Origin of the sequence: Agathobaculum sp. NTUH-O15-33, assembly GCF_033193315.1 — a bacterium.
Taxonomy (GTDB): Bacteria; Bacillota; Clostridia; order Oscillospirales; family Butyricicoccaceae; genus Agathobaculum; species Agathobaculum faecihominis_A.
Window position 1 is genome coordinate 420,812 of record NZ_CP136187.1, and the last position, 22,809, is coordinate 443,620.

Here is a 22,809-nt window from a genome sequence, read left to right on the forward strand (position 1 = left end):
GATAAGGAGTGGAATTCGCATTGATTTACTGCGTCGAGGATGACGAGGGCATCCGCGAGCTTGTTGTATACACCCTGCAAAATTCGGGACTGCCCGCCCGTGGTTTTGCCGACGGCGACGCGCTTTCATCGGCGCTGCGCGAGGGAAAGCCGGACCTGATCCTGCTCGATATCATGCTGCCGGGCGAGGACGGCGTATCCATCCTGCGCGCGCTGCGCCGCCGGCCGGATACGGAAAAGCTGCCCGTAATCCTGCTCACGGCCAAGGGCAGCGAGTATGACAAGGTGATCGGGTTGGACAGCGGGGCGGATGATTATATCGCCAAGCCCTTTGGCATGATGGAGCTGCTCGCGCGCGTGCGCGCGGTGCTGCGCCGCATCCAGCCCGAGGGCGAAGCCGTGGCGGACGCGCTCCGCGCCGGGCCTGTCTCGGTAGACCCGCGCGCGCATGAAACCTTTGTAAACGGGCAAAAGGTTCGCCTGACGCTCAAGGAATACGAGCTGCTCTGTCTGTTGATGCGCAGCCGGGGCGCGGTGCTCACGCGCGACGTGCTGCTCGAAACCATTTGGGGCTATTGCACGGAAAGCGAGACCCGCACGGTCGATGTGCATATCCGCACGCTGCGGCAGAAGCTGGGCGACGCGGGCGAGATGATTGAGACCGTGCGCGGCGTGGGTTACCGCCTGCGGGGTGAGGCATGAGAAAACGCGTATTCGGCAGTATTTTCATTACCGCGTTCCTCGCGGTCGCGCTCACCGTGTCCATGATGCTGATCGCGTTTTATACCGGCTTGTCCGAGGACGTGCGCGCTCGCCTGCGGGATGAGTGCGCCGCGATCGAGCAGCTTGCCGGACAGGAAGGCGGCGCCGAGCAGACGTTTATCGGCATTGGGCAAAGCTACGCCGACCGGCTTACCGTGATCTCGGCCACGGGCGAGGTGCTGTACGATAACCGTACGGACGCGAGCCAGATGGAAAACCATCTTTCCCGTCCGGAAATACAACAGGCGCTGAAAACCGGCGAGGGCGAAGGCGACCGCCTTTCCGAAACGCTGTCTACGCGCACGTATTACGCGGCGCGCCTGCTGCCGGATGGCAGCGTGCTCCGCCTTTCCGCAACGGCGGAAAGCTCCTTTGGCGCGCTGTCCGCAGTGTCGCCGCTGATCGTTTTGGTTTTTTTGCTCACGCTGCTGGCGGCGGCGCTGCTCGCCAGCTGGCTGACCGGCGTATTTTTAGCGCCGATCGAAACGCTTGATCTGAGCGATCCGACCAAAAACAAGGCGTATGACGAGCTTTCGCCGCTTTTGCAGCGGCTCGCGCGTCAGAACCGGCGTATCGAAACGCAGATGAACGAATTAAAGCGGCGGCAAGCCGAATTTGACGATATCACCGCGCGTATGGATGAAGGGTTGATCCTATTCTCCGCGGAAGGCGAAGTGGTGTTCCAAAACCGCGCGGCGCGCGCGCTGTTCCCGGCAGAAGCGGCGCACGGCGGTTATCCCGCGCTTTGCCGCGACCCTGCTTACCTGCACGCGGTGGCCGAAGCGCTGGGCGGCGGCAGCGATCATGGCCGGATGGAGCGAAACGGCCGCATTTACGAATTGGCTTCTAATTCCACCCCGGATGAGGGCGACGGCCACGCGGCGGTGCTGTTTTTGGTCGATGTGACCGAGCGCGAGCAGGCCGAGCAGCAACGGCGCGAATTTTCGGCCAATGTTTCGCACGAATTAAAAACGCCGTTGACCAGCATCATGGGCTACGCGGAGTTGGTGGAGACCGGCATGGCCAGACCCGGGGATGTGAGCCGTTTCGCGGGCAAGATACACACCGAAGCCGCGCGTTTGCTTGGGCTGATCGAGGATATCCTGCGTCTGTCCCGTCTGGATGAGGGCGGCATGCAAAGCCAGTTTGAACCGGTCGAGCTGCGCGGCCTTTGCGAAAGCGTGCGGGGCCGTCTCATGGAAAAGGCGGAAAAAAACGGCGTATCCATCACCGTTGCGGGTGAAGCGGTCACGGTGTCCGGCGTACGGCAGACGCTGGAACAGATGGCGTTTAACCTGTGCGACAATGCGATTGCCTACAATAAGCCGGGCGGCAGCGTCACCATGACGACGGGCGATGAAAACGGCGCGCCGTATCTCTGTGTCAGCGATACGGGGATCGGCATCGCGCCCGCCGATCAGGCGCGCGTGTTTGAGCGGTTTTACCGCGTGGACAAAAGCCGCTCCAAGCAGACCGGCGGCACGGGGCTGGGCCTGTCGATCGTTAAGCACGGCGCGGGCCTGCACGGCGCGGCGGTAACGCTGAAAAGCGAGGAAGGGAAGGGTACGGAAATCCGAATCGTGTTCCCTATCCAGCGAAACTAAAAAAACAGACAGGGGAGAGGCGCGCGAGCAGCGTGCCTCTCTTTTTTCGCTCTGCACAGTTTGGCGGAGAAAAGAGAAGAAAAAACTGTCGTTTTAAATGGTTGCGGAAACAACTAGTTGATGGTAAAATAAATATATAGTTGCACGCGCAACTTCGTGGATTATAAGAGGAGAATAACACGATGTCTGTTCCGCTGTTTTATAAATACGCGTCCATCCTGCACCGGTGTGGCAACCGGTTTTACGATCAGGCGCTCGCATCCTTCGGCATCGGCTGCGGCCAGCAGTTTTTTCTATCACGCATCGCCGAGCACGAGGGGATCACCATGTACGATCTGGCGGCGCTCGGCCGTTTCGATAAGGGCACGGTGACCCGCGCCGTGCAAAAGCTGGAGGAACTGGGCTACCTGCGCAGCGAGGTCGACGCGCGCGACCGGCGCATCCGCCATCTGTACACAACGAGCGCCGCCGGGCCGGCGCTGCTCGCCATTATGGAGAGCAGGCGCGAGTGGGTCGGCCGGATCTCGGAGGGGCTGTCGCCGGAAGAGATCAAGCAGGCGGAAAGCCTGTTCGCGCGCCTTGTACAAAACGCTTGCCAATGCAATATTGAAGAAGGAGAGAGAGAGAATTCATGAAAACCACCGCATCCCAAACGCTGCAAACCGGCAACCCTCTGGGCTACAAGCCGATCGGCGGACTACTGCTTTCCTTTGCGCTTCCATCCACCATCTCGTGTCTGGTCAACTCGGTCTATAATATTGTGGATCAGATCTTCATCGGGCAGGGCGTGGGCTATCTCGGCAACGCCGCTACAACGGTATCCTTTCCAATCGCGACCATTTTAATGGCCTTTGCGACCATGATCGGCTCAGGCGGCAGCGCTTACGCGGCCATCAAGCTCGGGCAGGGCGAGGAGGAAGAGGCGCAGCGCACACTTTCCGGCGTGCTTGGTCTGTCGGTCCTGATCGGCATTGCCTGCGCCGTGCTGGGTCTGGTATTTTTGGAACCGATCCTTCGTATGTTCGGCGCAACGGACGCCGTCATGCCTTACGCAAAGGATTATACCTCGATCATGCTGCTGGGCGCGCCGTTCAGCGTAATCGGCGTAGGCCTATCCAATATGGCGCGAACGGACGGCAGCCCGCGCCTTTCCATGTACGGCATTTTGATCGGCGCGGTGCTCAATTCGATCCTTGACCCGCTGTACATTTTTGTGCTGCACTGGGGCGTCAAGGGCGCGGCGGTCGCGACCATCACCTCGCAGATTCTGTCTGCCCTGATTATGCTGACCTATTTTTCCCACGCGGGCAAGCGGCCCGATCATATGCGTTTTACGCGCCGCTATCTCCGGCGGCCGACGGGCCGTGTGCTCGGTAAGATACTGACGCTGGGCGTGTCCTCCGGTATTACCTCGGGCGTGGCCTGCATTATGCAGGTGGTCATGAACAATTCGCTCGTGCATTACGGCGATCAAAGCGCGGTAGGCGGCGAGGTCGCCCTCAGCGCGATGGGCATTGTCATGAAGTTTACGATGATCCTTGGCTCCGTGGCGATCGGCATCGGCGTGGGTTCGCAGCCGATCTTGGGCTTTAATCTGGGCGCGGGCCACTTCCACCGCATCCGCAAGACCTATTTGACCGCCGCGCTCTCGGCCACAATCTCCATCTCGCTGTGCTGGGTGCTCTGCCAGCTGTTTCCGTATGGAATCGTCGGTATATTTGGCGGCGGCAATCCGCAGTTTACCGAATTTGCGGTTAAGTGTCTGCGCGTTTATCTGTTCGGCATTTTCTGCGCGGGCTTCCAGATCGTATCGACCAACTACTTTCAGGCGACCGGACAGCCGCTCAAGGCTTCGATCCTGTCCATGCTGCGACAGCTGTTGCTGCTGATTCCGCTGATCGTGATCCTGCCCATGTTCTTCGGGCTGGATGGTATCCTATTCGCGGGTCCCACCGCCGATATTCTGTCGGCTGTGATCGTCGCGCTGTTTATCATACCGGAAATGAAGAAGCTGCAAGCCAAGGTGCGCGAGGAGGATTCCGCCGCCGACGCGCTGAAAGTGCAAACCGTATAAAAACATCCCCACATGTCGACCATGTGGGGATGTTTCAGGCTGTCAAAAAACAATTTTTGACAGCCTGTCGATCGAAACAAAGCCCCATTTCGATCGAGAATTCCGGCTCTGTCGCGCGCCCTTTGGGCACACTTCGCCGCCGGTTTGTTCAAAAACCGAGATGCATGCTCCCGGTTTTTTGGTCAAATTGAAGCTTTGCTTCAATTTTCAATTTTATTACGCGCTGCGGCGCGAAGGGTTCTCTGACACGCTGAAACATCCCCACATGTCGAACATGTGGGGATGTTTTTTATACGGTTTAGGAAAGTCTGGACTTAAAGTCCTCATAATCAAAGGTCTTTACAATTTCGTCCGTGCCGTCGGCGCGGCGAAGGGCGATGCTGGGCAGGGGCACGCCGTTAAAGGTATTGGTCTTTACCATGGTGTACAGCGCCATGTCCTCGAACACGACCTGATCGCCCGGGCGCAGCATGTTGTCGAAGGAATATTCGCCCACCACGTCGCCCGCGAGGCAGGAACGGCCGGTGAGCAGGTAGTTAAACGCCTTTTCGTGCGGCTTGGCCGCGTGCCAAACGGGCGGCCGGTAGGGCATTTCGATCACATCCGGCATGTGGCAGGCGGCCGAGGTATCCAGAATCGCGATGTGCGCGTGGTTTTCAACGATCTCCAACACAGTGGAGACCAGATAGCCCGCGTTCAGCACAACGGCTTCGCCGGGTTCCAGATACACCTCAACGTCGTATTTCTTGCGCAGATACTTGACGCATTCGACCAGCACCTCAATATCGTAATCATCCCGCGTGATGTGGTGGCCGCCGCCGAGATTGAGCCACTTCATATCCTTGGCAAATTTGCCGAAGCGGGAATCGAACGCGGCGACCGTGCGGACAAGGTCGTCTGAATTTTGTTCGCACAGGGTGTGGAAATGCAGGCCGTCCAGCCCGTCGAGCAGCTCGGGTTTAAAGTGGTCGGCTGTGACGCCAAGGCGCGAAAACGGGCCGCAGGGATCGTACAGCGCGTGCTCCGAAGGCTGGGTCGAGCATTCCGGGTTGACGCGCAGGCCGCAGCTTTTGCCTGCGGCGCGCGCGCGGTTGCCGTAGATCTTCCATTGGTTCATGGAGTTAAAAATGAAATGGTCGGCATAGGGCAGCAGATCGTCGAACTCGCCGGGGGCGAAGGCGGGGGAATACACATGCGTTTCCCCGCCGAAGTGCGTATGCCCCAGCCGGGCTTCGTATAGGCCGCTGGCGGTGGTGCCGCTCAGGTATTCGGCGATCAGCGGGTATAACGTATACATGGAAAACGCCTTTTGCGCCAGCAGTATTTTTGCGCCGGAGCGCTCGGCCACGTCCCGCAGTACGGCCAGATTCTGGACGATCTTGTTTTCATCGATCAGAAAACAGGGGGTGGGAAGCTCGGTAAACTTCATAATAACACCTATATTAATGATAATTAGTAATTAGAAATTAGGAATTTTTTGAGTTAGGAGTTAGAAAGCAAGCGTTGACCTTTGGAAATAGCGCATCAATTACTAATTACTAACTACTAATTACTAATTCCTGCATTCTTTTGGTTTATTCGACCAGCGTGGGAGCATGGCTCTCCTGCCACGGCAGGCCCCATTTGTTCAGCGCGTCCATGAACGGATCGGGATCGAACTCTTCGATGTTGTGCACGCCGGGCTTGTTCCAAGCGCCGGTCAGGATCATCGACGCGCCGATCATTGCGGGCACGCCGGTGGTGTAGGAAATGGCCTGCGAGCCGACCTCGCGGTAGCACTCCTGATGGTCGCAGATATTATAGAGATAGTAGGTCTTGGCCTTGCCGTCCTTCTTGCCCTCGAAAATGCAGCCGATGTTGGTTTTGCCCACCGTGCGCGGGCCGAGCGAGGCGGGATCGGGCAGCACGGCCTTGAGGAATTGCAGGGGCACGATCTGCTTGCCCTCAAACTCGATCGGCACGATCGAGGTCATGCCCACGTTTTCCAGACACTTGAGGTGCGTCAGATAGCTCTGGCCAAAGGTCATAAAGAAGCGGATGCGCTGGATGCCGGGGATGTTGAGCGCCAGAGATTCGATCTCCTCGTGGTGCAGCAGGTACATGTCCTTCCGGCCCACGCCGTCAAAGTCATACTCGCGCTTGATCTCCATGGGCTCGGTCTCGACCCAGTGGCCGTTTTCCCAATAAGAGCCCTTGGCCGATACCTCGCGGATATTGATCTCGGGGTTGAAGTTGGTGGCGAACGGATAGCCGTGGTCGCCGCCGTTGCAGTCCAGAATGTCGATCCGGTTGATCTCGTCGAATTCATGCTTCAGCGCGTAGGCGGAAAAAACGCCGGTCACGCCGGGATCGAAGCCGGAGCCGAGCAGTGCCGTAATACCTGCCTGCTCAAACTTTTCGCGGTACGCCCACTGCCAAGAATATTCAAACTTGGCGGTATCCTCGGGCTCGTAGTTGGCGGTGTCCATGTAGTGCGTTTTGGTCTTGAGGCAGGCGTCCATGATCGTCAGATCCTGATAGGGCAGGGCCAGATTCATGACGATATCGGGACGGAATTCCTCGATCAGGGCGACCAACTCGTCGACACTGTCCGCGTCCACCTTGGCGGTGCGGATCTTGGTGGTGGTTGTGCCGTCCAGCTTATCGCGCAGCGCGTCGCACTTGGATTTGGTGCGCGAAGCGATCATGATCTCCTCAAAAACAGCGCTGTTCTGGCAGCACTTGTGGATAGCGACCGAGGCGACGCCGCCGCAGCCGATGATCAATGCTTTTCCCATTTAGGTTTCCTCCACTTTTTCCAGCAGTTTTTGTACATAATTCGGTAAATAAAACGCGCCCTTATGCAGGTTCGTGTTATAATAGCGGGTTTCCAGCCCCAGACTGTTCCACCAGCCGGCCTTTAGGTCGCGCACCGGATGGATGCCGCGCGAAGAGAAGCCGAACAGCCAGTGGCCCGACGGATAGGTCGGGATATGCGCCTGATAGACGCGGGACAACTCGAACGAGTGCACGATGTTCTTGTGCGCACGCTGGCAGGCCTGCGCGTCGCCCTTGTAAAAGGGGCTTTCGTGCTGGTTGACGAGCACGCCGTCCGCTTTCAGCGCCTTGTAGCAGTTGCCGTAAAACTCCATCGTAAACAATCCCTCGCCGGGGCCGAAGGGATCGGTGGAATCGATGATAATCAGATCGTACGCATCCTCCACATGGCGGATGTATTTTAACCCGTCCTGATACAGCAGATGCACGCGCGGGTCGGTAAGCTTGCAAGCGACCGAGGGCAGGTATTCCTGACACACCGCGACGACGCGCTCGTCGATCTCGACCAGATCGATCCGGTCGATGTGATCGTAACGGGTAAGCTCGCGCACGCAGCCGCCGTCCCCGCCGCCGATGACGAGCACGCGTCGCACGCGCTCGCCAAGCACGGCGAGCGGTACGTGCACCATCATTTCGTGATAGATGAATTCGTCGCGCTCGGTCAACATCATATAGCCGTCCAGCGTTAGGAAACGGCCGAATTCCTCGCACTCGAACACGTCGATGCGCTGAAAGTCGCTTTGCTCGGTATAAAGCTGGCGATCCACCGCGATCTGCAAGCCGACGGTCGGCGTGTGCATTTCGGTAAAGGTCAGATGCATGGTGAATTTCCTCCTTTGATGACTTGCAGCTCGTTCACATCGGGGTCCTCGGTGCCGGTCAGCAAGCAGTGCTTTTCCTTGGCGTAGCGGATATAATCGAGGATCGCGCCGGTGATGCGCTCGCCGGGGGCGAGAATCGGGATGCCGGGCGGATAGCACATGACGAATTCCGCGCAGATATGGCCTACCGTTTCGCCGAGCGGCAGCGACTGCTTTTCCGCGTAGAACGCCTCCTGCGGGGCGGCGGCCACCTCGGGGTTGATGTATTCCTGCCGCATCAGCGTGGCCTTGGTGCGTTTGTAGCGGCGGCGGATATCGCTGAGCGCTGCGACCAGACGCTCAAGGTCGCGCTCGCGGTCGCCCACCGAAACATAGGCGAGCAGATTGCCAAGGTCGCCGAACTCGGTCTGGATATCATAAAAATCGCGCAGGATATCGTATACTTCAATGCCGGCCAGACCAAGGTCAAGCGTGTTCACCGCCAGCTTGGTCACGTCGAAATCAAAGACCGTGTCGCCGTTGCATAGCTCGCGGCCATAGGCGTAATAGTCGCCTATTTGGTTGATTTCGTTCCGGGCGTACTCGGTCAGGTTCGTCACCTTGCGGAAAATATGATCGCCGTGCAGGGCGAGCGTGCGCCGGGAAATATCCAGACTGACCATCAGCAGGTAGGAGCCGCTGGTCGTCTGCGTCAGGTTGATGAATTGGCGCACATGGTCGGGGTTCATGTTCTGCCCGCAGAGCAGGAAGCTGGACTGCGTCAAGCTGCCGCCCGATTTGTGCATGGAAACGGCGGCAAGGTCGGCCCCGGCGGCCATGGCGGATACCGGCATGTTTTCTCCAAAATAAAAGTGGGTGCCGTGCGCTTCGTCCGCCAGCACCTTCATGCCCGCGGCGTGCGCCAGTTTGGCGATCTGCCGGATATCCGAGCAAACGCCGTAATACGTTGGGTTGTTGACCAAAACGGCCTTGGCGTTCGGGTGCTTTTCGATCGCGGCCTTCACGTCCGCGACCGACATGCCAAGCGAAATGCCAAGACGGTCGTTCATCTGCGGATTAATATAGACCGGCACGGCGCCGGTCAGCACGAGCGCGTTGATGACCGAGCGGTGCACATTGCGCGGCAGGATGATCTCATCCCCCCGGCTGACGGCGGCCAGCACCATCGACTGCACCGAGGAGGTCGTGCCGCCCACCATCAAAAAGGCGTGCCGCGCGCCGAAGGCCTCGGCCGCGAGCTCCTCCGCCTCGCGGATCACGCTCGACGGGTGGCAGAGGTTGTCCAGCGGTTTCATGGAGTTCACGTCCACGGTCATGCACTGCTCGCCCAGAAAGCGGGTCAGGTCGGGGTTGCCGCGTCCGCGCTTGTGCCCGGGTACATCAAACGGCACGATGCGCATAGACTTAAATTGTTCGAGCGCCTCCAAAATGGGCGCGCGGGACTGATCCAATACAGAGAACCACCTTTCTTTTTAATGAGTAATTAGGAATGAGTAATTAGGAATTATCGAGTCGGCCGCATGCGACGCTTTGCGCGGTGGGCGCTCGTTTAATTTGGGCGTATCCCCATTAATTACTAACTACTAATTTCTAATTCCTAATTATTTTAATAGATGTTCTTCCCGCTGAAGATTTCGATCATTTCACGGCGCAGGTCGGAATTGATCTTTAGGCGGGTCTTGGGCGGCAATTCATAAATATCGGTGTTGAACAAATAGTTTTGCAGGTCGACCTCTTTCAGCAGCATCTTGGTGTGGAACAGGTTGGCCTGATATACGTTGACATCGATCGCGTCATACCGTTCAAGCGTGGAAGGATCGATAAAATCTTGGATCGAGGTGATGTGGTGATCCATAAACAGCTTTTTGCCCTCGATATCGCGGGTAAAGCCGCGCACGCGGTAGTCCATCGTGATAATATCGGAATCGAACGAACCGATCAGGTAGTCGAGGGTGGAAAGCGGGGTGATCTCGCCGCAGGTCGCCACGTCGATATCGACGCGGAAGGTCGCAAGGCAAGTGTCCGGGTGGTATTCCGGATAGGTGTGCACGGTCACGTGGCTTTTGTCCAAATGGGCCACGATCGTGTCCGGTTCAAGCGCCGCGGCGCTTGACGGAACCATGTGCTCCTCCGCGATCAAAAAAGTGACCGAAGCGCCCTGCGGGTCGTAATCCTGCTTGGATATGTGCAGCACGTGCGCGCCGATCATCTCGGTCACGCGGGACATGATGCCCGTCAGGCGTTCGGAGTTATACTGTTCATCGATATAAGCGATGTAATCGCGCTGCTCGCGTTCGGTTTTCGCGTAGCAAACGTCGTAAATATTAAAGGACAGCGCCTTGGTCAGGTTGTTGAACCCGTAAAGTTTCAGCTTGTTCTGCATCGCCCGGCTCCTTTTCTGTTTCAAAAAATAAAAAATCCCCAAGTGCGGATGTGCGCATAGCAAACATCTGCTCTTGAGGTCCAAGCAATTTCTACACTGCCGCTTTCCGGCCGGGGCCGGGCAAAACGGGTTTCGGTGGCAGAGGAAGAGTCTATATAGCAAGAATCTACTTTTACTACTCTTATTGATGGTTTCACAAGCGTGATGTGCGTCGCGCACACGGCCTTTTAGACAGCCAACTTATAAAATTCAATAAGGCAACAAAGTTGCCATGTTCGGCATTTGACCCGGCTGTCCGTATGGCCTTGGCTCCCCTTGTGAATCCGGCGGGTGCAGGGGGCGGTCAAAGAATTCTGCTGGCAAAGGCTTTGCCTCTATCCAATCCGATCGAAACATATGTTTCAATGTAGCATTTATTATACAGCACAGGTTACAAAATTGCAAGGATTTCTCGCAGAAATTACACGGAAACAAAAAGTTTACAAGCAAGGGGTTTCAAAAACCTGTACTTTGGGTGTACAATGGGTAGCATATAGAAACAATGGGGAGCGTAGGTACTGGTGAGAGTAGTGGGGTTTTACAGCAAGGGGCGCGGCGGCAAGCGGAAACGGAACCTGCGCCCGCTGCTGCTTCTTTTGATCGTGATAGGCGCTTTTGCGGCGGGCATGCTGGTGCATCGCATTTTTGACAGGCCGATTCAGGAGGATGCAAATATCTCCTATATCGGCGACCTGCCAGTGCACGAGGATTTTTTGGCAGAGGGCAGCAAGACGCGGCCCGGCCAGAAACGGGAGATCAAATATCTGGTTATTCATGAGACCGATAACTTTTCCGCAGGCGCAAACGCTTCGGCGCACAACGCTTTTTTACATAATATTTCAAACGATGAAGAGCTGCGCTCGTGGCATTACACGGTGGACGACAAAGAGGTATACCACCACCTGCCGGATGATGAAAACGCCTTTCACGCGGGCGACGGCATGGAAAAGAACAGCGGCAACATGAACGGCATCGGCATTGAAATGTGCGTCAACGAGGATGGCGATTACGAAAAAACGCTGAAAAACACCGAAAAGCTTTGCGCGCGCCTGCTGCTGGAATACGATTTAAAGCCCAAAGCGCTGCGCAAACACGAGGACTTTTCCGGCAAGGTGTGCCCGGCCAAGCTGATCGGGGCAAACCGCTGGGACGAGTTCTGCGACGCGGTGGAGGACCAGTGGAAGCAGATGAAAAAGGAAGAGGCGGAAAAGCAAAAGTAACGCTGCGCATGAGAAAAGCAAGCTTTTAAGGGGCGATTTTTGATAAAATCGCCCCTTTTCTTTTGCGTTTTTTCGTGTTATACTGGTTCTGCATTTTATCTGATAAAGGAGTAAACTGACATGATCGTCGTACTGAAACAGAACCCTGAAAAAACGCGTGTTGACCGGTTGATCCGGCACTTTGAAGATATTGGTCTGAAAATCAACTATTCCGAGGGCGCGAACACCACCATTCTTGGCCTGATGGGCGATACGTCCAGCATCGATGAAAACGATGTGCTGGCCTATGAAGTAGTCGAGCGGGTACAGCGCGTGACCGAGCCGTTCAAGGCCGTCAACCGCAAGTTCCACCCGGACGATACCGTGCTTGAGGTAGCGGGCCGCAAGATCGGCGCGGGCTATTTCAACGTGATGGCGGGCCCGTGCTCGGTCGAGAGCGAGGAGCAGATTCTGGAGGTGGCCGAAAGCGTCAAGCGCGCGGGCGCGTCGTTTCTGCGTGGCGGCGCGTTCAAGCCGCGCACCTCGCCCTATTCCTTCCAAGGCTTGGAGGACGCGGGCCTGAAACTGCTGCTGGAAGCCAAACGCCAGACCGGCCTGCCCATCGTGACCGAGATCATGAGCGAAAAGCATCTCGATTTATTCGCGGACGTCGATATCATCCAGCTTGGCGCGCGCAACATGCAGAATTTTATGCTGCTCAAGGAGCTGGGCCGTTCGGATAAGCCGATCCTGCTCAAGCGCGGCCTTTCCGCCACCATGGAGGAGTTCCTGATGGCCGCCGAATACATCTTCGCCGAAGGCAACCGCAACGTTATCCTGTGCGAGCGCGGCATCCGCACGTTTGAAAACATGATCCGCAACAATTTGGATATCACGGCGGTGCCGCTTGTCAAAAAGCTCAGCCACCTGCCGATCATCATCGACCCGAGCCATGCGGCTGGACGGCGCGACATGGTGCAGCCGCTTTCCCGCGCGGCAATCGCCGCGGGCGCGGACGGCCTGATCATCGAAGCGCACAACAACCCGCGCTGCGCGCTGTGCGACGGCGCGCAGTCGCTCGACCTGCCGCAGTTCGACGAGGTCATGGCCGATATCAAGCGCCGCGCCGAATTTGAAGGCAGAACGTTTATTACCGAATAAGAACAAAAAAAAACGCCCGCCGCAACCTTCGTTGCGGCGGGCGTTGGGCTGCCCAAAAAAGAATTTTGACAGTCTGAAAGGCTGGCGGCTATCTGGATACACGCAAAAAGGTTAACTGCCGCCGCAGCAGCGTGACCAGCAGCGGCGCGAAGATCAGCTGCAAAAGGATGCCGGGCAGACCGGTGACGACGCTCGTCAGCACGGAGGCGGGCGCGGCGCACTGCATGCCGAACAGCGTGCCGCCGACAAACAGCGCCAGCGCGTAAACAATGCGCCCGGCGGCCTGCGCGCCGATCAGCGCGGGATAAAGGGGCAGCTTCCATGGCGAGCGCGCCCGATACCGCGCCGTAGGCCGTCAACTCACAGAGCATGAAGGGCAGCAGCGCCATCGGCGGCATGCCCGAAAGCAGGGCCGAGAGCAGCGGCGTGGCAAGGCCCGCCGCCGCGCCCCAAGCGGGGCCGAGCAGCAGGCCGCAAATCAGCACGTGCAGATGCATGGGCGAAAAGACCGAACCGGCGGCCCGGCCGCCGATCAGATGAAAGATCTGCGGCAGCAGCACGCCGACCGCGATGAGCAGGGAAGCCGCGCATAGGCGGCGTGTAAAGTCCTTTTGTTTTACCATGTGGGTCGTTCCTCTGTGTTGTCAAAGATTTCGGCATGCTCGTCCGCTCCGGGCGGCTCGAATTTCGCGTCCATACGGCCGAGCAACGCGCCTTCGATCAGGTAAACGCGCCGTGTTTCGTGTCGCAGGCCCTCGTTTCGGCGGGAAAGCCGCGCGAGCCTTGCCGGTTCCGCCGCTTGCACGACCAAAAGCCGCGCGGCAAGGCCGCGCGACGAAAAGTAGGCGCGCGCCGCGTCCCGTTCGGCGCGCAGCCAAAAGCCATAGTCCAAAACAGCGTCCACGCCCTTTCCCGCAAGCTGCGCGGCGAGAGAAAACAGGTAGGAAAGGCAGCGCAGGGCGGTTTCATCGTGCCGGGGACCAAGGCAGCCGTCAAACAGGGTGAGCATCAGCTCGTCGCACGAGAGGACGACCGCGCCCTGATCGGCAAAACGCCGCGCGAGCGCCGTTTTGCCGGCGGCGACGCGGCCGCATAAGATCGTGATCAAATTTTCACCAACTCGTACTGCCGCGTGCCGAGGCCGAGCGCCTCGCCGTGGTCGAGCGCGACGACCCAGTTCGTATCCGGGTGGGCGTAGTGGAAATGATCGTGCGCGTGCCCGCCGTGAGAAGCATGCTCGTGCACATAGGAATCCGGGTTGGCGGGCATGGCGTTTACCGCGTCCGCGCAGGCCTGATCGAGGGCGATCGGGTCGTACGAGGCGAACATGCCGACGTTCGGCACGATCGGCACGTCGTTTTCGGCGTGACAGTCGCAGTTGGGCGAAACGTCGAGCACCAGCGAGATATGGAAGCAAGGTCTGCCGTCCACGACCGCCTTGGTGTATTCCGCGATCTTGCAGTTGAGGATATCGTTGGATTCGTCGTTCGCGGCGTCGACCGCGTCGCGCGGGCATACGCCGATGCAGCGACCGCAGCCGACGCATTTGGCATGGTCGATTGTGGCCTTTTTCTCCGTGATCGTAATGGCGGAATGCGCGCAGATTTTCTGGCACATGCCGCAGCCGATGCAGTGGCCGTGCAGAACATGCGGCTTGCCCGCCGAATGCATTTCCATCTTGCCGGCGCGCGAGCCGCAGCCCATGCCGATGTTTTTCAGGGTGCCGCCAAAGCCGGTCGCCTCGTGGCCCTTAAAATGGGTCAGGGTGATGAAGATATCAGCGTCCATCATGGCGCGGCCGATTTTGGCTTCCTTCACATATTTGCCGCCTTCGACGGGTACCAGCGCTTCGTCCGTGCCCTTCAGGCCGTCCGCGATGATGCAGTGGCAGCCGGTGGAGAAGGGGGAAAACCCGTTGAGATAGGCGGAATCCAAATGATCGAGCGCGTTTTTGCGCCCGCCGACGTACAGGGTGTTGCAGTCGGTCAAAAAGGGCTTGCCGCCGCGCTCGCGGATAAAGTCCACCACGGTTTTGGCCCAGTTGGGGCGCAGGAACGCGAGGTTGCCCGGCTCGCCGAAGTGGATCTTGATGGCGGCGAATTTCTTGTCAAAGTCGATTTTGCCCATGCCTGCCGTCTTTAGCAGGCGGGTCAGCTTTTGTTGCAGGTTTTCGTTCATCGACGCGTGAAAATCCGCAAAATAAACCTTGGATGCTGGCATAGTGCACTTCCTTTCCGTATGCTTGCTGTTAATTTCAGTATAGCACGCGAAAAGGCGGCGGGCAATGGGCAATCAGCCCGCCTGCGTCAGGTCGGTCAGCGCGCCGAAGGTATAGCCAGCCTGCTCCCATTTGGTCAGCAGTTCGTCAAGAATGCGGGCGTTGGTGGACGAGGTCGAGTGCAGCAGCACGATCGCGCCGTTGTGAATGCGCGGCAAAAGTTTGGAATAGGCCTGCTCATCCGTGGGCTGGTTGTCGGTATACCAATCCACATAGGCAAGGCTCCAGAACACGGTCGTGTAGCCGAGGGCCTGCGCCTGCTTCAAATTTTCTTCGGAAAACTTGCCCTGCGGGGGACGGTAAAACTTTTGCATCGGCTTGCCGGTCAGCGCTTCAAACTTTTCGGACAGACCGTTTAATTCGGCTTCAAAGGAGGCCTGATCCGCTATTTTGGACATATCCGGGTGGTGCATCGTGTGATTGCCCACGATATGGCCCTCATCCACCATGCGCTGCACCAGTTCGGGCGCGGTGTCGATAAAATTACCCACGAGGAAGAAGCACGCGGGCGCGGAATGCTTTTTCAGCGCATCCAAAATGGCCGGCGTGTTGCCGTTTTCAAACCCCGCGTCAAAGGTGATGTAAATGGTCGGTTTGGCGGTATCCGCGACGTAAAACGCGTTCCACTGCCGCAGCGTGTCGGCGGAAACGTTGCCCACCGGCGGCTGTCCTTCGGTCTGGAAGGAAAGGCCCCAGTCGGATACCGAAGCGGGCACAGCCGCCTCCGCTTCGGCGGAGGTCTGCGCGGCGTCATCCGCCGGCAAGCGCCAGAACAGCACGGCCAGCACCACACAGACCGCCGCCGCCGCAGCAATGCGATATAACGTATCGCGCGTGATCGTAATAAACATAGTGAAACGCCCCCTTGGTCAAACAGTATGACAGGGGGACGTGGATTATGCGCTTTTTTATGCGCGCGGGCGGCGCGGAAAAAGGGTGGCGTAGCCGCGGCGGATCCCCCCAATAATGCGCGTGACATTCCTGTGGGCGCATGATAAACTATAAGTACCAAATAAAAGGACGGAGGTAGGTCTTTATGGTACGAAAGCTGAAACGGGCGCTCGCGCTGCTGACGGCGGCCCTGCTGCTCGGCACGATGGCCCCCTTGGCGCTTGCGGCGGGAAACGGGCAAACGCCGCTGTATGAATACCTTGGCTATGGATCTGAGCAGGCCTTTTTGGACGAATGGAACTGGTCGGAAAACGAGGAGGCAACCTACGACTGGTGGGAGGATACCTACCAAAACTTTGTGCTGCAATGCACGGAGGACCCGCAGCTGATGGTGGATTGGTACGGCTATACGCTGCCCACCGCGGCGGAAGTGAACGGCTTGACGGTGGAGGAGCTGCCGAAGGCCGCGGCGTGGGAAATGACCGAGCAAAAATACGAAGAGACCTACGGCTGGAATTATGGCTGGGAAGAGCCCGAACCGCCCACGCTTTCCGTGCAGCTGATGGGGGAGACGGTCGCCTTTCCGGACGCGCAGCCCGAAACCGTGAACGGGCGCACGATGGTGCCGCTGCGCGCCATGGTGGACGCCCTGCATGGCGAGACCGGCTATGACGGCGGGGCGTCGTCCGTCACCGCCAAGGTGGGGGAAACGACCGTGCGCTTCGCGCTCGGCGGCGATAAGCTGTACTGGACGGGCCCGGCGGACAAAGCGCCGGAAGGCCTTGTAAAGGACGGCGCCGAAAGCTACCTGCCCATGGATGTACAACCCTATGAAAAGTCCGGCCGCACCTATGTGCCGGTGCGCTTTTTCGCGGAGGCGTTCGGCCTGACCGTCCAGTGGGACGAGTGGCAGCAGACGGCGGTGGTTTACGATAAAGCCGCGCTGATTGATTCCATCGACAGCCGGTTTACCGTGCTCAACCAATGGCTCGCGGCGCAGCCGGCGCGGGATACCGATCAGGCGATGCGCATGGCGGCCACGATCGCGGTCACCTATACGGCCTTCAACTCGATCGATGGGGACGAGAGCTTTCCGCTGAACGGCACGCTTTCCGTGCTGACAGAGGGCCAAAGCTACCAGATGGATCTAAAGCTCGATCTATACGCCATGGTACGCATGCTGATCGACAAGGCAGCGCCGTATGTAGACGAGGAGCTTTCCAAAGCGATCGACCTATTAAAGGGCGATCTGCAAAACGCTACCTTTGAAATGATCTATAACGCGGATGAAAACACCCTGTATTTCCGCTGCCCGCTGCTGCTCAAGGCGATCGGACTGGCCGAACCCGACATGACGCCCAAGGAAGGGACGGACGCTTGGGTGCGGATAGAGGACGCGATCGACCAAAGCCTGCTCGACGCGGCGGGGCTGTATAACCGCATCGCGGAAAACGGCGGCAAGCTGACGATCGGCGCGCTGATCGTCGAGCCAAACGAAGCCAGCTTTAAAAAGTGGTTCGTGGCCTCGTTCTGGCAGAGCGCGAACGATGCGGCGGATGGCTTGGAGCTGTTTTTGGGCGACGGCAAATTTACCAGAAACGGCGACGCCTATACCGCCCGCTTTGACGAGACCCCGCAGGAGGGCGCCGAAGGTCTGGCGGGCATGCTGGTAGACCTTGATATCGCCTATGTGAAGGGTTCGGTCGTGCTGAATACCCGAACCGGCGTGGCGAGCGGCACGCTTGCGGTGCGGCAGGATACGTATTGGAGAGATCAGCTGCTGACCTATGAATTTGAGGGCGACGCGCAAAACGCGGCCTTTAAAATGAGCATACACACGAACAACACCGGCAAGCTTGAAATGGAAATGCAGATCACGGAAAAGCCCGCCTCCGGTTCTCCGGCCGCCCGGCCGCCGGAAAACGACAAGGTGATTGATCTGAACGATTGGCTCGGTTTGCCGGAATCGGAGCCGGAAAGCCAAAACAACGTGATCGCCGTCATGGTACCATAGTTTGTAAAAAAGGCTGTAGCAGGATGATTCCAGAGGGAATCGCCTGCTGCAGCCTTTTTTATGTACCGCGCCGGTTTTGATGAACCGCATGAGCGTGGGCGGCCGCAACCGGTGCCGCGCTGATTAACATATTCGATTCATTCCTTCGCTTGCCGCTTGCCGCGCGCATGGGTCAGCAGGATCACCAGCCGCGCATGCGCTGCTTCAACACTTTTTTGCGGCTTTGCGCCGGTCAAATAGCCCAGCGCTTGGTTCCATTCGCTGAGCGCCGTGGTATCCGGAGGGGCTGCCAGCAGTATTTCGATGAGCCTCTTTTGCTGGCCGCTGTCCATATCATGCAGATCGGATACGCGGGCAGCGCCGCACTGTTCGGCTAGCTTGTCCAGCAATGATCTTTTATGGATCGCCAAATCGTTCACCTCCCGCCGTTTCTGTACAAAATCAATATTTTGTATAGAAGCGTCCCTTGACGGCGACAGAAGAAAACACAGAACATGTAAAAAAGCCGTCACATCCTGTCGTGATAAGGAGCGAAAGGGCGCAACAAATGCAGGCCGCAAAAGGAAAGCGCGCGCGACCTGTGTTTGCTGTGCCTAAAATTCCCATATGACTTGCGGTTTTAGACGAAACATGCTATAATTCTATGAAAATATGTATTTCAAAAGCATGAGCGCCGGCAGCAAGCAAGGCAAAATATTGATTTTGTCTAACTGACCAGCCCCAAACGATCCAGCTGGCGAACGTGTTCCGCGCCGGTGGTGAGAAGGTAGAGCCGCGTGGTTTCGATGCTGGAATGGCCCAGCGTATCCGCTAGACGCGTGATGTCTTTGCAAGCCTTATAAAAGGTCGTGGCGAACAGGTGCCGCAGATTGTGCGGAAAGACCTTGCTTGGCGCTATTCCCGCCAGTGAGCACAGGCCCTTCATTTCCGCCCAAATTTGCCGCCGGGATACGCGGCTTCCGCTTCTGGTGAGGAAAACTTCGCCCGAAGCGATCTTTTCTTTTTGGGCGTATTTCAGCAGCTTGCGGCACAACTTGGCGGATAGCAGGATTGTGCGCATTTTGCCTTTCAATGAAATTTCCGCCCGGCCGCGCCGGGCCGCTTCCACGGTGATATACCGTACCTCGCTTACCCTGATCCCTGTGGCCGCCATCGTTTCCATCAGCAGGGCCAGCCGGTCGCGGCCTTGGTTGCGGGCGGTTTCGACCAGCCGGTCGTACTCCTGCCGGCTAAGCTCTCTTGCGGGATCGCGAAACATCCGCCGTTGGAGCCGCAGGAATTTGACGCGGCATTCCGTCCAGCCTGTGAAGCGCAAAAACGCGTTCAGCGCGGCCAGCATGGAATTCACCGTGACTGGGGCGTATCCCTCGGTCAGAAGATTTTCCTTCCATCCGGCGGCGGCTTCCTTTGTCACCGGCTCGCCGTTCAGCCACAGGGAAAAAGAACGCAGGTCGCGCAGATATTTTTCCCGTGTGCCGGGGCTGCGTTCCTCGGCTTGCAGGTATCCGCCGAAGGCGGCGGCCTGCTGTAGGGTTACATAACGGTCGTTCATAAAAAAATGCCTCCCTAATACGATAATATCCTTATTTTATCGTGTAGAGAGGCATATATACGATTTTTTGTCCGCTTTAGGAGCCGTAATCCTCCAGCAGCTTTGCCAATGCTTCGGCGTCCGACAGGATCACGCCCCTGTTCAGCGCGTCGCGGTCGGCCTGAGGAAGCGAGCGCGTGTCGATCTCGGTGCGCATGAGCAGCGCGCCGTCGCGGTAAACGGTAAGCCGTCCGTCCTCGCTTACCGCCGTGTAGCTTACCGGCACCGCCTGTTCGCTAAGCGCCGGAACGGCGGTGAACCAAGCGCGGGCGGCGAAAAAGGTAAAAATAAGCGCGGCGGCGCAGGCGGCCAGCGCGATCCGGCGGCGGCGTTTCAGCTGCTGCATCGCCAGCATGTAAAAGCCCTGCATCATCTTTTTTTCACTTCCTTTTTTCAGTGTTTCATTTCATTTGATCGGAGGATGTCCAAATAATTTGGATTTATTCACCAGATTGATGAAAAAAAGTTTGGAATTCTGAGGGCATTGTGGTATAATAGCCGCATGGCGGCTGTGATACGCGTATTTAAAATCTTATACCGTCAGCGGCGTTTCGGCGGATGCTAGGCTTACAAAAAGCAGCCGCTGTGGTATAATATCACCGTATGCTGGGAACAAAGCGGATACTTACCGCGTCCCAATCGAAAAAGGCCCCATGGTACCGACCACCGGGCGGGGAGGAAACCGAATTGGCAACTGGCAAAAGAAAATCGCATCGCTTTGGGCACGGCTTAGCGCGCGTGCTGCTTACGCTGCTGCTTATTGGCGTGCTGTGCGGCTGCTTCTGCGGCATGGCGTTCGCCTATTATGTGCATGCTTATATCAATCCCTCGATCGAGGAGACCGTAAGCGAGATGAGCATGGGGATGGGGCTTGACCTCAACTCGTTCATCTATTCGGTCGACCCCGAAACCGGAGAGGAAAAGCTGTACGAAACGCTCAAAGGCACGGAAAACCGCATTTGGGTCGATGGCGACCAGATCCCGCAGAACCTGAAAAACGCGGTCGTCGCGATCGAGGACCAGCGCTTTTATCAGCACAAGGGCGTGGACTGGAAGCGCACGCTGGGCGCGGTTCAGACATGGCTGTTCGGCGGCGGCCAATACGGCGGCTCGACGATTACCCAGCAGCTGATTAAGAACATGACGCAAGAGGACGATTACTCGGTCAAGCGCAAGGTGAACGAAATTTTCCGCGCGCTCGCTTTTGAAAAAGAGATCGACGACAAAGAGCGCATCCTCGAAATGTACCTGAATACGATCTATCTGGGGCGCAACACCTATGGCGTTAAAACCGCGGCGGCGACCTACTTCGGCAAGGAAATATCCGATCTCGATCTCGCCGAGTGCGCAATCTTGGCCGGTATCACCAACAATCCTTCGCTGTACGATCCCTACACCTACCCGAGCAACATCAAAAAACGGCAGGAGACCATTCTGGAGCAGATGCTCAAGCAGGGGATGATCACGCAGGCGGAGCACGACGCGGCGGTGGCCGAGGAGCTCAATTACCGTTCGGTCGAACTGTATAACCAAGATCTGTCCGAGCCGTACACCTATTTCACCGACGCCGTCATCAAGGACGTGATTAAGGACCTGATGGATCAGAAGGGCGTATCACAACTGGTTGCGTCCAACATGGTAAACTCCGGCGGCCTGAAAATTTACGCGACGATCGATACCCGCGTCCAGCAGATCATGGACGAGGAGTATAATAACGCGGAAAACTTCCCGAACTATGAGCGCGACGGCATGCTGCCGGAAAGCGCGATGGTCATCACGGATAAGCAGGGCAACATTCGCGGCATCGTTGGCGGTCGAGGCGAAAAGAAGGGCAAGCTGTCCTTCTCCCGCGCGACGGATGCCAAGCGTCAGCCCGGTTCGTCGATCAAGCCGCTGTCCACCTATGGCCCCGCGATGGACAAGGGCATTATCGTGCCCACCTCCAGCGTTTATGACAAGCCGCTCAAGGAAGTGGACGGCAAGATGTGGCCGCGCAACGACTCCGGCCGCTATACCGGCGGGGCGATGGTCGTCAAGACCGCGCTGGCCCACTCGGTCAACACCGTGGCGGTGCAGATCATGAATATGCTCACGCCGCAGGCTTCTTTTGACTTCCTGACCCAGCGGCTGGGCTTCCAAGGATCTCTTGTTGCAAACCGTCAGAACGCGGACGGCTCGGTATCCTCCGATATCGATCTTGCGCCGCTGGCGCTCGGCGGCCTGACCGACGGCGTGACCGTACGTCAGATGGCGGGCGGCTTCTCCGCCTTCATCAACGACGGCGTGTTCGGCGGTACGCGCACCTATACCAAGGTGCTCGATTCCGAGGGCAATGTGGTGCTGGAAAACAATCCGCGCACCGATCTCGGCTTTGAAAACGTGCGGACCGCCTACTACATGCTCGAATGCATGCAGGGCACCACCTCGTTCGGCACCGCGACCAACGCGACCATCCCCGGCGTACAGACCGCCGGTAAGACCGGTACGACGAGCGCGAACTACGATATCTGGTTCTGCGGCCTGACGCCAAAGTATTCCGGGGCTGTTTGGGTCGGCTATGACAAAAACTATACGCTGAACGGCCTATACGGCCGAAACGCGGCCGCGATATGGACCACGATCATGCGGCGCGTGCATGAGGGCGATTCGGGCCTTGTGTTCGATTCGCACCCGCAGGATTTCGTCAACGCAAGCTACTGCATGGACAGCGGTCTCGCTCCCTCAGGCGCGTGCCGTTCGGCGGGCCGCGTTGCGACCGGTCGTTTCTACAAGGATCAGGTGCCCACGGAGATCTGTAAGCATCAGGGCTATCAGAAATATAACCTGAGCGGCGGCATCGACGTGCCGGACGAGACCAAGGAACCCGATGATAAGGATAAGCCGGAAGAAAAGCCGGAGGAAAAACCGGTCGATCCCTCGACGGTCGACCCGGAAACCGGCTTGCCTTCCACCACTGATCCGGAAGGCGGCGTGACCAATCCGGGCGGTACGACCGATCCCGGCGGCACAACCGATCCGGGTGGAACGACCGATCCCGGCGGTACGACTGACCCGGGTGGGACGACCGACCCCGGCGGTACGACCGATCCGGGCGGCACGACCGATCCCGGCGGTACGCCGGAACCCGAGCCGGAGCCTTCGCCGGACGACCCGGAGGCATAACGTCCGGCAAAACA

20 protein-coding genes and 1 pseudogene are annotated in these 22,809 nt (G+C 58.0%); 8 read left to right on the forward strand and 13 right to left on the reverse strand.

Translation table 11 applies throughout. The annotated features are described in order from the left end of the window. Positions 1–20: 20 nt before the first annotated feature. The 4 genes from RWV98_RS02145 (at position 21) to RWV98_RS02160 (ending at position 4,439) form a co-directional block, all read left to right on the forward strand. Positions 21–701 carry a winged helix-turn-helix domain-containing protein gene (locus RWV98_RS02145; protein WP_280963308.1) on the forward strand — a complete coding sequence of 227 codons (681 nt, stop codon included), beginning with the start codon at positions 21–23 and terminating at the stop codon, positions 699–701. After that, the gene (locus RWV98_RS02150) at positions 698–2,365 is read left to right on the forward strand and encodes a sensor histidine kinase (protein WP_280963299.1); all 1,668 of its coding nucleotides are present in this window, start codon (positions 698–700) and stop codon (positions 2,363–2,365) included. Before RWV98_RS02145 ends, RWV98_RS02150 begins: the two co-directional genes overlap by 4 nt. A gap of 182 nt (positions 2,366–2,547) precedes the next feature. Further along, positions 2,548–3,000: a MarR family winged helix-turn-helix transcriptional regulator gene (locus tag RWV98_RS02155; protein WP_317863463.1), complete on the forward strand. Its 453-nt coding sequence runs from the start codon at positions 2,548–2,550 to the stop codon at positions 2,998–3,000. Next, positions 2,997–4,439, forward strand: a complete 1,443-nt coding sequence (locus tag RWV98_RS02160; protein ID WP_317863465.1) for an MATE family efflux transporter — start codon at positions 2,997–2,999, stop codon at positions 4,437–4,439. The genes RWV98_RS02155 and RWV98_RS02160 overlap by 4 nt, the downstream gene beginning before the upstream one ends. 298 nt (positions 4,440–4,737) lie before the next feature. Here the strand turns inward: RWV98_RS02160 and nspC are convergent, their stop codons facing one another. The 5 genes from nspC to speD all read right to left on the reverse strand — a co-directional run bounded on the left by nspC (position 4,738) and on the right by speD (position 10,460). Then, the gene (gene nspC / locus RWV98_RS02165; protein WP_280963302.1) at positions 4,738–5,868 is read right to left on the reverse strand and encodes a carboxynorspermidine decarboxylase; all 1,131 of its coding nucleotides are present in this window, start codon (positions 5,866–5,868) and stop codon (positions 4,738–4,740) included. A 145-nt stretch (positions 5,869–6,013) separates the two neighbouring features. After that, positions 6,014–7,216, reverse strand: a complete 1,203-nt coding sequence (locus RWV98_RS02170) for a saccharopine dehydrogenase family protein (protein ID WP_317863467.1) — start codon at positions 7,214–7,216, stop codon at positions 6,014–6,016. Continuing rightward, positions 7,217–8,077: a polyamine aminopropyltransferase gene (gene speE, locus RWV98_RS02175; protein WP_317863469.1), complete on the reverse strand. Its 861-nt coding sequence runs from the start codon at positions 8,075–8,077 to the stop codon at positions 7,217–7,219. It abuts the gene before it with no gap. Further along, positions 8,068–9,528, reverse strand: a complete 1,461-nt coding sequence (locus RWV98_RS02180; protein ID WP_317863471.1) for an aminotransferase class I/II-fold pyridoxal phosphate-dependent enzyme — start codon at positions 9,526–9,528, stop codon at positions 8,068–8,070. Before RWV98_RS02180 ends, speE begins: the two co-directional genes overlap by 10 nt. 155 nt (positions 9,529–9,683) lie before the next feature. Continuing rightward, entirely contained in the window at positions 9,684–10,460 is a 777-nt protein-coding gene (speD, locus tag RWV98_RS02185; protein WP_280963306.1) for an adenosylmethionine decarboxylase, read from the reverse strand. Between the two features lie 560 nt (positions 10,461–11,020). On the opposite strand from speD, the gene RWV98_RS02190 reads away from it, so the two are divergent. Together RWV98_RS02190 and aroF are read left to right on the forward strand one after the other, a co-directional pair. After that, positions 11,021–11,719: a peptidoglycan recognition protein family protein gene (locus tag RWV98_RS02190; protein WP_280963307.1), complete on the forward strand. Its 699-nt coding sequence runs from the start codon at positions 11,021–11,023 to the stop codon at positions 11,717–11,719. A 120-nt stretch (positions 11,720–11,839) separates the two neighbouring features. Next, positions 11,840–12,859 carry a 3-deoxy-7-phosphoheptulonate synthase gene (aroF, locus tag RWV98_RS02195; RefSeq protein ID WP_280961642.1) on the forward strand — a complete coding sequence of 340 codons (1,020 nt, stop codon included), beginning with the start codon at positions 11,840–11,842 and terminating at the stop codon, positions 12,857–12,859. Between the two features lie 88 nt (positions 12,860–12,947). Here the strand turns inward: aroF and RWV98_RS02200 are convergent, their stop codons facing one another. The 5 genes and pseudogenes from RWV98_RS02200 to RWV98_RS02220 form a co-directional block, all read right to left on the reverse strand. After that, the gene (locus RWV98_RS02200; RefSeq protein WP_317863475.1) at positions 12,948–13,085 is read right to left on the reverse strand and encodes a hypothetical protein; all 138 of its coding nucleotides are present in this window, start codon (positions 13,083–13,085) and stop codon (positions 12,948–12,950) included. A gap of 163 nt (positions 13,086–13,248) precedes the next feature. Continuing rightward, positions 13,249–13,482 (reverse strand): annotated as a pseudogene (locus RWV98_RS19355) (ECF transporter S component); the annotation flags it as partial. Further along, positions 13,476–13,967: an AAA family ATPase gene (locus RWV98_RS02210; protein WP_317863479.1), complete on the reverse strand. Its 492-nt coding sequence runs from the start codon at positions 13,965–13,967 to the stop codon at positions 13,476–13,478. The pseudogene RWV98_RS19355 and the gene RWV98_RS02210, both read right to left, overlap by 7 nt. Continuing rightward, positions 13,964–15,079, reverse strand: coding sequence for a DUF362 domain-containing protein (locus RWV98_RS02215; RefSeq protein ID WP_317863481.1), 1,116 nt, complete (start codon positions 15,077–15,079; stop codon positions 13,964–13,966). Before RWV98_RS02215 ends, RWV98_RS02210 begins: the two co-directional genes overlap by 4 nt. A 72-nt stretch (positions 15,080–15,151) precedes the next feature. After that, positions 15,152–15,988: a polysaccharide deacetylase family protein gene (locus tag RWV98_RS02220; RefSeq protein ID WP_317863483.1), complete on the reverse strand. Its 837-nt coding sequence runs from the start codon at positions 15,986–15,988 to the stop codon at positions 15,152–15,154. 185 nt (positions 15,989–16,173) lie between these two features. Between RWV98_RS02220 and RWV98_RS02225 the strand changes: the two genes are divergently transcribed. Further along, entirely contained in the window at positions 16,174–18,042 is a 1,869-nt protein-coding gene (locus tag RWV98_RS02225) for a stalk domain-containing protein (RefSeq protein WP_317863485.1), read from the forward strand. A gap of 137 nt (positions 18,043–18,179) precedes the next feature. Here RWV98_RS02225 and RWV98_RS02230 read toward each other — a convergent pair whose 3' ends face one another. The 3 genes from RWV98_RS02230 to RWV98_RS02240 all read right to left on the reverse strand — a co-directional run bounded on the left by RWV98_RS02230 (position 18,180) and on the right by RWV98_RS02240 (position 20,006). Continuing rightward, complete coding sequence (locus RWV98_RS02230; protein WP_317863487.1) at positions 18,180–18,452, reverse strand: hypothetical protein; 273 nt, start codon at positions 18,450–18,452, stop codon at positions 18,180–18,182. 296 nt (positions 18,453–18,748) lie between these two features. Next, on the reverse strand, positions 18,749–19,594 hold the full coding sequence (locus RWV98_RS02235; RefSeq protein ID WP_317863488.1) for a tyrosine-type recombinase/integrase: 846 nt from the start codon (positions 19,592–19,594) through the stop codon (positions 18,749–18,751). Positions 19,595–19,670: 76 nt separating this feature from the next. Next, a complete protein-coding gene (locus tag RWV98_RS02240; protein ID WP_280961650.1) occupies positions 19,671–20,006 on the reverse strand; it encodes a BofC C-terminal domain-containing protein in 336 nt (111 codons plus the stop codon). 314 nt (positions 20,007–20,320) lie between these two features. Between RWV98_RS02240 and RWV98_RS02245 the strand changes: the two genes are divergently transcribed. Beyond that, entirely contained in the window at positions 20,321–22,795 is a 2,475-nt protein-coding gene (locus RWV98_RS02245) for a transglycosylase domain-containing protein (RefSeq protein WP_317863489.1), read from the forward strand. Positions 22,796–22,809 lie beyond the last annotated feature (14 nt).

Coding starts and splice junctions, on each gene's coding strand:
- RWV98_RS02150 (WP_280963299.1), top strand. CDS start 698: ATGAGAAAACGCGTATTCGGCAGTATTTTCATTACCGCGTTCCTCGCG.
- RWV98_RS02155 (WP_317863463.1), top strand. CDS start 2,548: ATGTCTGTTCCGCTGTTTTATAAATACGCGTCCATCCTGCACCGGTGT.
- RWV98_RS02160 (WP_317863465.1), top strand. CDS start 2,997: ATGAAAACCACCGCATCCCAAACGCTGCAAACCGGCAACCCTCTGGGC.
- nspC (WP_280963302.1), bottom strand. CDS start 5,868: ATGAAGTTTACCGAGCTTCCCACCCCCTGTTTTCTGATCGATGAAAAC.
- RWV98_RS02170 (WP_317863467.1), bottom strand. CDS start 7,216: ATGGGAAAAGCATTGATCATCGGCTGCGGCGGCGTCGCCTCGGTCGCT.
- speE (WP_317863469.1), bottom strand. CDS start 8,077: ATGCATCTGACCTTTACCGAAATGCACACGCCGACCGTCGGCTTGCAG.
- speD (WP_280963306.1), bottom strand. CDS start 10,460: ATGCAGAACAAGCTGAAACTTTACGGGTTCAACAACCTGACCAAGGCG.
- aroF (WP_280961642.1), top strand. CDS start 11,840: ATGATCGTCGTACTGAAACAGAACCCTGAAAAAACGCGTGTTGACCGG.
- RWV98_RS02200 (WP_317863475.1), bottom strand. CDS start 13,085: ATGCAGTGCGCCGCGCCCGCCTCCGTGCTGACGAGCGTCGTCACCGGT.
- RWV98_RS02215 (WP_317863481.1), bottom strand. CDS start 15,079: ATGCCAGCATCCAAGGTTTATTTTGCGGATTTTCACGCGTCGATGAAC.
- RWV98_RS02220 (WP_317863483.1), bottom strand. CDS start 15,988: ATGTTTATTACGATCACGCGCGATACGTTATATCGCATTGCTGCGGCG.
- RWV98_RS02225 (WP_317863485.1), top strand. CDS start 16,174: ATGGTACGAAAGCTGAAACGGGCGCTCGCGCTGCTGACGGCGGCCCTG.
- RWV98_RS02235 (WP_317863488.1), bottom strand. CDS start 19,594: ATGAACGACCGTTATGTAACCCTACAGCAGGCCGCCGCCTTCGGCGGA.
- RWV98_RS02240 (WP_280961650.1), bottom strand. CDS start 20,006: ATGATGCAGGGCTTTTACATGCTGGCGATGCAGCAGCTGAAACGCCGC.